This window comes from Nakamurella sp. (assembly GCF_048594475.1).
Lineage (GTDB): Bacteria > Actinomycetota > Actinomycetes > Mycobacteriales > Nakamurellaceae > Nakamurella.
The window spans coordinates 1-7,287 of record NZ_JBMDXT010000139.1 but is presented as its reverse complement, the minus strand read 5'-3'; the positions used below and the strand labels follow the sequence as shown (position 1 = coordinate 7,287).

General features: G+C 69.6%; 6 protein-coding genes. All 6 read right to left on the bottom strand.

The window, feature by feature from the left end; genetic code table 11:
• Window positions 1-928: alpha-ketoacid dehydrogenase subunit beta (locus ACOJUF_RS07100; RefSeq protein ID WP_420121163.1), on the bottom strand; the 928-nt coding region annotated here is incomplete at its 3' end.
• Between the two features lie 5 nt (window positions 929-933).
• A complete protein-coding gene (locus tag ACOJUF_RS07095; RefSeq protein WP_420121162.1) occupies window positions 934-1,953 on the bottom strand; it encodes a thiamine pyrophosphate-dependent dehydrogenase E1 component subunit alpha in 1,020 nt (339 codons plus the stop codon).
• A 72-nt stretch (window positions 1,954-2,025) separates the two neighbouring features.
• On the bottom strand, window positions 2,026-3,489 hold the full coding sequence (gene pepD / locus ACOJUF_RS07090; protein ID WP_420121161.1) for a beta-Ala-His dipeptidase: 1,464 nt from the start codon (window positions 3,487-3,489) through the stop codon (window positions 2,026-2,028).
• A gap of 76 nt (window positions 3,490-3,565) precedes the next feature.
• Complete coding sequence (locus ACOJUF_RS07085) at window positions 3,566-4,600, bottom strand: ABC transporter permease (RefSeq protein WP_420121160.1); 1,035 nt, start codon at window positions 4,598-4,600, stop codon at window positions 3,566-3,568.
• Between the two features lies 1 nt (window position 4,601).
• Complete coding sequence (locus tag ACOJUF_RS07080) at window positions 4,602-6,149, bottom strand: sugar ABC transporter ATP-binding protein (protein WP_420121159.1); 1,548 nt, start codon at window positions 6,147-6,149, stop codon at window positions 4,602-4,604.
• Window positions 6,146-7,177 (bottom strand): ABC transporter permease, encoded by a 1,032-nt coding sequence (locus ACOJUF_RS07075; RefSeq protein WP_420121158.1) that lies wholly within the window; start codon window positions 7,175-7,177, stop codon window positions 6,146-6,148. Before ACOJUF_RS07075 ends, ACOJUF_RS07080 begins: the two co-directional genes overlap by 4 nt.
• Between the last annotated feature and the right edge of the window lie 110 nt (window positions 7,178-7,287).

The window sequence follows — 7,287 nt, the reverse complement described above, 5'->3', positions numbered from 1 at the left end:
GCTTCTCCAGCGCCGGGCTGAACGGGATCTGGGTGTCCGGCGTGGTCACCCGCACGATCGGCGCCTGCAACGACTCGAACGCCTCCTCGACGACCAGCGCGGAGATCTCCGCGGCGGCCGAGCAGGTGCGGTGGGCCGGGTCGGCGACGACCAGCCGGCCGGTCTTGCGGACCGATTCGATGACCGTGTCGATGTCGAGCGGGACCAGCGTGCGCGGGTCGATGACCTCGACCGACAGGCCCTCCTGAGCCAGCGCGTCGGCGGCCGCCTCGGCCTCGGGCACCGCGCTGGAGATGGCGACGACGGTGACGTCGCTGCCCGTGCGCAGGGTCCGGGCGACGCCGAAGGGGATGCGGTACTCCTCGTCCGGCACCTCCTCCTTGCGGCCCCACAGCAGGCAGGCCTCGAAGCTGAGCACCGGGTCGTCCATGTCGATGGCGGTGCGCAGCAGGCCCTTGGCGTCGGCCGGGGAGGCCGGCGCCATGATCTTGATGCCGGGCACGTTCATGAACATCGGGTACGGGCGGTCGCTGTGGTGGGCGCCGGTGTTCAGGCCGTAGAACATGGCCGAGCGGAAGACCACCGGCATGGAGGCCTGGCCGCCGAACATGTAGCGGTTCTTGGCGACCTGGTTCACGAACTGGTCCATCGCCATGTACATGAAGCTCGAGTACGACAGGTCGACGATCGGGCGCAGCCCGGTCATCGCCGCGCCGGCCGCCGCGCCCACGATGATCTCCTCGGAGATCGGGGTGTTGCGGATCCGGTTGGCGCCGAACTTCTGCAGGAAGTCGCCCTTGTCCGAGCGGGACTTGCCGCCGGTGGTGCCGTAGACGTTGGCCTCGACGTCCTCGCCGATGATGACGACGCGCTCGTCGGCCTCCATCGCCTCGAGCTGGGCCGCGCCGATGGCGCCCAGGTAGCTCATCACGCTCACGGTCGTGCTCCGATCGGGTCCAGGTACTTCGACGGGGTGATTGGTTCGGTGTAGAGATCGGCGAACGCGATCGCCGGCTCGGGGAAAGGGCTCTCGTTGGTGAAGGTGACCGCGTCCTCGACCTCGGCCAGGACGTCCGCCTCCAGCTGGTCCATCTCGGGCGCGGTGGCGATCCCGTTGTCGATCAGGTACTGCCGGTGCAGCGTGATCGGGTCGCGGGAGAGCCAGTCGGCCTTCTCGTCGGCGTTGCGGTAGTCGGTGGCCAGCCGCAGGCCCTCGGAGTGCTCGTTGTACCGGTAGGTGACGACCTCGATCAGGGTCGGGCCGTCGCCCGCCCGGGCGCGCTCGACGGCGGTGCTGACCGCGTCGTAGACCGCCATGATGTCCTGGCCGTTCTCCACGCGCACCCCCGGAATGCCGAAACCGGCGGCGCGGTCGGCGATCACGCCGGAGGTGACGGTCCACGCCGGGGTCGACAGCGCGTACTGGTTGTTCTCGCACAGGAAGATGACGGGCAGCTTCCACACGCCGGCGATGTTCAACGACTCGTACAGGCAGCCCTGGTTGGCCGCCCCGTCGCCGAAGAAGGCTAGCGCGACCTTGCCGTTGCCCAGCACCTTCGACGACAGCGCGGCCCCGGTGGCGATCGGGATGGAGCTGCCGACGATGCCGGACTCACCCAGGCTGCCGACCTTGAAGTCGGCCAGGTGCAGCGAGCCGCCCTTGCCGCCGCAGACGCCGCCGGCCTTGCCGACGAGCTCGGCCATCAGCGGGCCCAGGGGCGAACCCTTGCCGATCGGGTGGCCGTGGCTGCGGTGGTTGCCGGTCATGTAGTCGTGCTCGCCCAAGGCCATCGTCGCGCCGACGACCTGGGCCTCCTGGCCGATGCTGGTGTGCACGGTGCCCGGGATCGCGCCCCGCTTCACCATCTTCGACGCCCGTTCGTCGAACCGGCGGATGCGCAGCATGCGGCGCTGCATCTCCACCAGGAACTCGGGGTCCAGCTTCTGGTTCATCTCACTCCTTGATGAAAGGTGGTTGGTTCGTCGCCCGGCGCGCGCCGGCGGGGTCGGATGGGCCGGATCCGGTCAGCTGAGCCGGCCGACGACCTCCTTGACCAGGGGCCACACCTTGGCGACCGACGTGTGGTTGACCGACTCGAGCGGCGAGTGCAGGGCGTGCAGCTCGGTGCCGATCGAGATGATCTCCAGCCCGGGGATCTTGCGGCTGAACATGCCCAGCTCGAGGCTGCACTGCGACACGTGGATGTCGGGCTCGGCGCCGATCACGTCGCGGTAGGCGTCGGCGGCCGTCTTGAGCAGCACCGAGTTCTCCTGGTACGGGAACTCCGGCGCGTCCAGTCCGTACTGCTCGACGGTCACCCCGCCGCCCGCCAGGGCGGCGAGCACCCGCACCCGGTCGAGGATCTCGTGCTTGCGCGAGGTGACCTGGGCGGTGATGGTGGACGCCAGGCGCACGCCGTCCTCGGTCGGGCGCAGCGTGCCCAGGTTGTTGGAGCTCTCCACCACGCCCGGGGTCAGCAGGCTCCAGCTCAGCACGCCGTTGGGGATCAGCGCGGTCAGCCGCGCGAACCGCTCGCCGGCGGCCTTGGCGAACGCCCGGTCGGGGGCGCCGGCCTCCTCGAACTCCAGCCGGATGGTGTCACCGGCCCGCTGGTACTCGCCGTGCAACGTGCGGCCCAGCTCGGCGACCAGCGTCTGGACGCCGGCGACGTCCTCCGGCCGGATCGAGAGCACCGCCTCGGCGTCCGCCGGGATGGCGCTGTTCTGGGTGCCGCCGGTCAGCCCGCTGATCCGGACGTCGTAGGCGGCCAGGACGGCGTTGAGCACCCGGGCCAGGACCAGGATCGCGTTCGCCCGCTCCAGGTGGATGTCGAACTCGCAGTGGCCGCCCATCAGGCCGCGCACCTTGAGCGAGCGGGTGGCCGACAGCTCCGCCGGCACCGGCTCGAACTCGCCGGGAACGTCGACCAGGAAGGTGACGTCGCCGCTGCAGCCGGCCAGGATCTCGTGGTCGGTGATCCAGTTGAAGTCGATCATCCGGGTGCCGGTGAGCACCGAGGTGTCGAAGTGGCCGGCCCCGACCTTGCCCTTCTCCTCCATGGCCGTCATCACCGCCTCCAGCGGCGGGTGCGGGATGTCCGTCGAGGCCAGCAGCGCCAGGATGTACGAGCAGCCGATGCCGTTGTCGGCGCCCAGCGACGTGCCGTCGGCCTTGATGAAATCGCCGTCGACGACCAGCGTGATCGGCTCGGTGGCGAAGTCGATCTCGACGCCCTCGTTCTTGGCGCACACCATGTCCAGGTGCCCGTGCAGGATCAGGCCGGGGGCGTTCTCCAGGCCGCCCTGGCCGGGCTTGCGGACCACGACGCAGTGCCGGTCGTCCTGGAAGGCCTCCAGGCCGCGCTCCTGCGCGAAGGCGACGACCCAGTCGGCCACCTGCTTCTCGTTCTCCGAGCCGCGCGGGTAGCTGCACAGCTTCTCGAAATAGCCCAGGACTTCCTGGGGTTCCAGTGCGTCGAGGACGGCCATTCTTGTGCTCCTTGGACTGTCGGGAAGGGCGAATGCTCGGGCGGGTGCGGACGGTTCTTGCCGACCGGTCCGGGTGCTACTTGACGACGCCGACGCGCTTGCGGCTGATGGTCAGGGCCACGGCGATGATGATCACCAGGCCGTAGACCAGGCTCTGCGCCTCGGACGGGATGCCGATCGCGGCCGCCCCGACCGGGATGAGGGTGACGGTCAGCGCGCCGAAGACCACGTTGATCGGGTTGGTGATGCCGCCGGTGATCGCCGTGCCGCCGACGATGGCGGCGGTGATGCCGGGCAGCAGCAGGTCGCTGCCCAGGCCGGTGCTGGACGCCGACCCCGCCTGCGCGATGATCATGATGCCGGCGACGGCGGCCAGCAACCCGGAGAACATGAAGGCGACGATCTTCATCGCCCGGGTCCGCACGCCGGAGAACAGGGCCCCGGTCTCGTTCAGGCCGACCGCGGTCATGCTCTGTCCCAGGGTGGTGAACCGCAGCATCGCCCACAGCACCACGGCGATGATGACGGCGATCCAGAACGCACTGACCAGACCGCCGATCGCGGTGCCGAACATCGGGCTCAGCAGGGCGGTGCTGTCGGCGTACACCGTGGTCTTGTCGCTGATGATCAGCGAGGCGGTCTGCAGGATGCCCAGCGTGCCCAGCGTCAGGGCGAAGCTCGGCACCTGGAAGAACGCGATCAGGAAGCCGTTGAGGATGCCGATGGCCGCGCCCAGCACGATCACCAGGACGATCCCGCCGACGCCGGCCGGGCCGATCGTCTTGGCCAGCAGGATGGCCGAGAACAGCGCGATCGCGGCGTTGGACAGGTCGATCGAGCCGACGTTCAGCACCAGGCACTGGCCCAGCGCGACCAGCAGGATCGCCGTGCACTGGGTGGCGACGATCGACAGGCCGCCGCCGGACAGGAACGCCGGCCGCAGGATGGTGACCAGGACGAACAGGATGATGAAGACGGCGACCGGGCCGAACGTGGCCCACAGGTCGATGACGCGCCGGCGACGGCGCGGACCGGCTTCGCCCGCCGGGGTGACGGCCGGGGCCGAGGTCTGCGTCTCGGGGGTGTCCCGGCGCACCTTCTGATCGGGCATGTCACACCATCTTTTCGAGCAGATCGAGGGTTGTCGGGGTGTCGACCGTCAGGTCGAAGCGCGCGGTGATCTCGCCGTCCCGCATCACTAGGACGGTGTCGCCCATCTCCAGGGCCTCCTCCAGGGTGTCGGCCAGCAGCACGATCGCCGTGCCGCCGTCCCGCGCCTGGAGGATCTTGTCGTTGACGGTCTCGGCGGCGCCCGGATCCAGGCCGCGCAGCGGGTGGTCCAGGATCAGCAGCTTGAGCGTCTGCGACTTGAGCCATTTGGCCATGACGACCTTCTGCTGGTTGCCGCCGGAGAACCGGTGCAGGTGCAGCTTGACGTCCCGCGGGCGCACGTCCATGGTCTCGAACCACTCGGCGCCGGCCTTGCGCTCGCGCCACGGGTTCACGAACAGCTTGCGTGAGCCGGTCCGGGCGATGGCCATGTTCTCCGGACCGTTGAAGCCGCCCACCATGCCTTCGGTCTTGCGTTCGGCCGGCACGTAGCCGATGCCGGCCCGGGTGGCCCGGGTGGCCGACCAGGACTGCACCCGCCGGCCCTGGTAGGTGATGGTGCCGGCGTCGAACGGCTCGGCCCCGAACAGCGACCGGACCAGCTCCTCCCGGCCGGAGCCGATGGTGCCGACGATGGCCAGGCAGTGACCCGGCGGCACGGCGAACGAGACGTCGCGGAACTTGCCCTTGGCGGTGAGTCCGGAGACTTTCAGCAGCGCATCGCCGCCCTGCCGGGCCTGCGCCTCGCGCTTGCGGGCCTTCGCCGCGTGCCCGATCATCAGCTGGAACAGCTCGTCCTCGGTGACCCCCTCGGTGGCCCGGTCGGCGACGATCTCGCCGCTGCGCATGACGATGATGCGGTCGCAGATCCGCCGGACCTCGTCCAGCCGGTGGGAGACGAAGATGACCGAGCCGACGTGCTTGAGCTCGGCGATCTCCCGCTCCAGGATGGCGGTCTCGTTGCGCTCCAGGACCGATGTCGGCTCGTCGAGGATGACGATCGGTGCCGTGTGGGTCATCTCGTCCACGCGCAGGGCGCGGGCGATCTCCACCATTTGGCGGTCCACGAACGACAGGTCGCCGACGATGGCCCGGGGATCGACGGTGGCGCCGACCTTGGCCAGGATCTTCTCGGCCTCGGAGTTCAGCTGCCCCCACCGGTACCAGCCGCCGCGGGTCGCGTTGTCCTTGGAGGACAGCGCGTTCATCGCGATGTTCTCGGCGACCGAGAGGTTGGTCAGCAGGGACTGCTCCTGGTGGACCACGCCGAAACCGGCCGCGACGGCGTCCTGCGGTCGGCGGAACTTGACCTCCTGGCCGTGCACCTGGATCACCCCGGCGTCGGGCTCGTGCAACCCGGACAGGATCTTGAGCAGGGTGGACTTGCCGGCGCCGTTCTCGCCGATCAGGCCGATCACCTGGTTGCGCGGGATCTCCAGCGAGACGTTCTTCACGGCGGTCACCGACCCGAAGGTCTTGGTGATGCCGGTGAGCTTGAGGGCGGGAGTGCCCGCGGGCGCGGGATCCTTCGCCGTGACGGCCTTGGTCATTTGGTGATCCTCAGTCGGCTGCGCAGCGGCCAGGCCGCCACGATGATGGCCACGATCAGGATGGCGCCGGAGACCCCGGCCTGGATGCTGGAGCTGACCCCGCTCAGGATCAGCCCGTTGTTGAGCACCGTCAGGATCATCACGCCGAGCATGGTGCGCAGGACACCGCCCTTGCCGCCGGACAGCGAGGTGCCGCCGATGACGACCGCGGCCACCGTGACGAACAGGATGCCGCCGCCGACGGTGGGGGAGCCGGCGCCCAGCCGCAGGGTGGCCAGGATGCCGGCCAGGCCGCTGCAGGCCCCGGCGAACGCGAAGACGTACACCTTGATCCGGTTGACCGAGATGCCGTTGCTGCGGGCGACGTCCTCGTTGTTGCCGATCGCGTAGGTGAACCGGCCGAGCTTGGTGTACCGGGTGATCAGCCAGCCGATGGCGACGATGAGCACGGCCAGCCAGAACGAGTAGGGCAGCCCGGCCAGGGTGGTGTTCGGCCAGGTCTTGATGCCGCCGTCGGGCAGCAGCGGGATGGTGTCGGTGCCGAACAGCACGGTGGCGATGCCCAGGCCGATGAACCAGAAGCCGATGGTGACGATGAACGTCGGCACCTTGAGGCGGGTGTGGATCAGGCCGGCGAGCATGCCCAGCACGGCGCCGACACCGATCCCGATGATGAACGACCCGGCGCCCAGATCCATGGAGCCGCGGCTGTTCTCGGTGGTCAGGATGAAGGCCATGCCGGCCGCGCCCATCAGACCCTCGACCGACAGGTCGATCGACCCCATCAGGATCACCAGGGTGGCGCCGACGCCCACGATCAGCGGGGTCGCGGACTGGTCCAGGATGGTCCGGATGTTGTCGATCGTCAGGAAGGTGCTGGGGTTGAGCACGGCGAACACGACGATCAGGACGACGAGGGCCCCGACCTCGCCCAGGCTGCGCAGTTCGAACCGGCGATGCTTGGCCCCGGCCGGCGACGGGGTGCCCAGGCTGCGGCCGGGCGGCTGTTGGGTGACCGGGTTCGCCACGGAACTCTCCGAATCTGTTGGCAGGTCAGCGGTGTGCGGCCCGGGGGGGGGCGGTGTGCGGGTCAACCCCCGCCCCCGGCGCCGGCGCGCGCGGCGCGCGCGCGAGACCC